Here is a 3,037-nt window from a genome sequence, read left to right as displayed (position 1 = left end):
CGGGACTGTAAAAAAGACGGTGTAACTCCTGATCAAGGAGACACTTGATGAGCGTGACGACAGACGCCGTGGATACTTCCGCGGTGGCGAAGAAGAGAACTTCGGCGAGCACGCCGCAGGGCGTGGATGCCGAGCTGGTCGGTCGGCTGGTCGAGCAGGCCCGCGCAGCGGGCCTGCAGTTGACCGGCGAAGGCGGTCTGCTGCAGCAGCTGACCCGGCGGGTGATCGAGGCCGCGTTGGACGGGGAGATCACTGACCATCTCGGCTATGACAAGCACGATCCGGCCGGTAAGGATGGCGGGAACTCCCGTAACGGAACACGCACCAAGACAGTGCTCACCGATGTGGGCCCGGTCGAGATCACCGTGCCGCGTGACCGCGACGCCTCGTTCGAGCCGCAGATCGTCAAGAAGCGGCAGCGGCGGTTGACCGGGGTCGAGGACATGGTCCTGTCCCTGTCGGCGAAGGGCCTGACCACCAGGGAGATCAGCGCTCATCTGGCCGAGGTATACGGCGCTGAGGTGTCGCGGCAGACGATCTCGACGATCACCGACAAGGTGATGGACGGCATGGCCGAGTGGCAGAACCGGCCCCTCGACAACGTCTATCCGGTGATCTTCCTGGACGCGATCAACGTCAAGATCAGGGCTCTGTCGCCGGTTGTGTGACGGGTTTCAGTGCGCCAGCAGGACGCGTTTGCGGAGGAGGTCGAGTCCGGCGCGGCCGAACATCTGGCGTTTGATCATTTTGAGGCGGTTGATGTTGCCTTCGACCGCGCCGGAACTGTGCGGCAGGGTCAGTCCGTTGCGGACGGCATCGAGGTCACGACGCAGGTTGCGGGCGAACCCGGCCAACGGCGCGAGGGTGTCGTGTTCGACCGTGGTGATCCACGCGTCGAGGCGGTCGCCGTGGCGGCCGGTCATCATGATCGCGAAGGCGCGCACGTGTTTGACCAGCCGGTTGAAGTCCCGGTCGCGGCTGCGCAGTTCCCGTAGCTTGACCGCGTCGCGAGGATCGAGGCGGTCGGGATGAGTCATGATCCACGAGGTGGCCTGGCGCACCGACGGCGGTTTCGGGCCGGGGCGCGGGATCTGACCGAGGCCTTTGCGGAAGCGGCGCAGGTAACGCTGGACGGCGAGTTCCCCGCCGGGATAGCCCTGCTCTTTGATCTCGCGGAACAGCGCGGTGGCGTTGCGTTCTCCCTCGTTCCAGCGCCGGTGCAGGTAGGCGACGTAGTCGTCGACCAGGTGCGCGCGTTGCTCGGTCACTGCAGTCAGTTCGGCGTGGCTGGCGGCGTTGAGATATTTGCGGACCGTGGCCTGGTGCAAGCCGAGTTTGCGGCCGATCGCCGATTTGTTCAGCCCTTGAGCGGCCAGTTCGTGAACAGCGGCGTGATGCTCGCGGAGGCGGACCACGATCTTCTTCTCCGGTAACGGCTGCACCTCGGTAGGCCTGGAATCATCCACCGGCGGTGGTGCCGCAGCGGCGAGTTGGGATCGGTGGGCGTTGACGGTCTTCTCGACCGCCTGGCCCAGGTTCTGCCAGAGGTGGAACCGATCCGCGACCTGCACCGCTTGCGGGGCGCCGGAGCGGGCGCCTTCGCCATAGCCGCTGGCGCGGTCCCGGCAGATCACCTCGACTTCGGGATGCTTCCGCAGCCACGCGGCGAGGCTGTCACCGTCACGGCCGTCGAACATGTCGACCGGGCGGTGGCTGGCCATGTCGATCAGCACAGTGCCGTAATGACGGCCCCTGCGGAACGCGAAGTCATCGACACCCAGCACAGTGATCGGCGTTTCCGGCGGGTCGGGCAGCGCCTTCACCAGCCGCAGTAACGTGTCGCGACCCGCAGCGACCCCGATGACCGACGCCAGTCGAGAGCCGGCCCGGCCGGCCAATGCCAGGCCGATCTGAGTGAGCATGCCACGCAGCCCCGGCGTCAACCGGGCATGCGGAACGGTCAGCCCGTCGATCTGCTCGGCGAACGTCCGCGCCGGGCAGCCGGTGTTCTCGCACCGGAACCGTCGGACCTGCACTCGAAGCAGCAACGCGGTTCCGGCCACCGCGATGTCGCGCAACCGGCGTTGATACCACCCGTGGACTCTGCCCGACTCTCGCTGACATCGGCCGCAGCGAGCAGTCGCTGCCCGGACCCGCCCGGACAGCACGACCACACCGTCACGCTGCTCAACAGTCTCGATGGACAGACCCGACAGATGCGGCAGTAACTGCTCCACAATCGAACACGCCGGACATGATCAACCAAGCCAGCAGACCGGTGACGGAACCATCCCACATCACAAGATCAGCGACAGAGCCAAGATCAGAGACGGGAAAGTCGCCAACCGGCCCATCTACGTCGCTCTCGCGGTCACCGCCGAGGGCAGCCGCGACATCCTCGGGTTATGGGCCGGCGACGGTGGTGAAGGCGCCAAGTTCTGGCTGAACGTGTGCACCGAACTCAAGAACCGCGGTGTCGCCGACGTGCTGATGGCCGTCTGCGACGGCCTGACCGGCCTGCCCGACGCCATCAACACCGTCTGGGCGGAGACCGTGGTCCAGACCTGTGTGGTCCACCTGCTGCGCAACTCGTTCAAATACGCGGCCCGCAAGGACTACGACGCGGTCGCGAAAGCACTCAAGCCGATCTACACCGCACCCACGGTCGCCGCCGCCGAGCAGCGTTTCCTCGAGTTCGCCGAGACATGGGGCCCCAAATATCCGGCGATCGTCAGGCTGTGGGAGAACGCCTGGGCCGAGTTCGTGCCGTTCCTGTCCTTCGACACCGAGATCCGCAAAGTTATCTGCTCGACCAACGCGATCGAGAGCGTGAACGCCCGAATCCGGCGGGCCGTGCGAGCTCGCGGGCACTTCCCCAACGAGCAAGCCGCTCTCAAATGCGTCTACCTCGCGGTGATGGCCCTGGACCCGACCGGAACCGGCCGGCGACGCTGGATCAGCCGATGGAAACCCGCCCTCAACGCCTTCGACCTCGCCTTCGACGGTCGACTCACCACCAGCCGAAACTAACCCCCAA

The 3,037-nt window shown here is 65.9% G+C and carries 1 protein-coding gene and 2 pseudogenes; 2 read left to right on the top strand and 1 reads right to left on the bottom strand.

The genetic code is table 11. From position 1 onward, the window contains the following. Positions 1–47: 47 nt before the first annotated feature. Positions 48–647 (top strand): annotated as a pseudogene (locus Aco04nite_RS48420) (transposase); the annotation flags it as partial. 27 nt (positions 648–674) lie between these two features. Here Aco04nite_RS48420 and Aco04nite_RS48415 read toward each other — a convergent pair. After that, positions 675–2,168, bottom strand: a complete 1,494-nt coding sequence (locus Aco04nite_RS48415) for an ISL3 family transposase (protein ID WP_244876857.1) — start codon at positions 2,166–2,168, stop codon at positions 675–677. 151 nt (positions 2,169–2,319) lie between these two features. On the opposite strand from Aco04nite_RS48415, the pseudogene Aco04nite_RS48410 reads away from it, so the two are divergent. Then, positions 2,320–3,030: pseudogene (locus Aco04nite_RS48410) on the top strand (IS256 family transposase); the annotation flags it as partial. Between the last annotated feature and the right edge of the window lie 7 nt (positions 3,031–3,037).

Origin of the sequence: Winogradskya consettensis (assembly GCF_018332715.1) — a bacterium.
GTDB lineage: Bacteria > Actinomycetota > Actinomycetes > Mycobacteriales > Micromonosporaceae > Actinoplanes > Actinoplanes consettensis.
The sequence above is the reverse complement of the archived record's forward strand: the minus strand, read 5'-3'. Positions and strand labels throughout refer to the sequence as shown.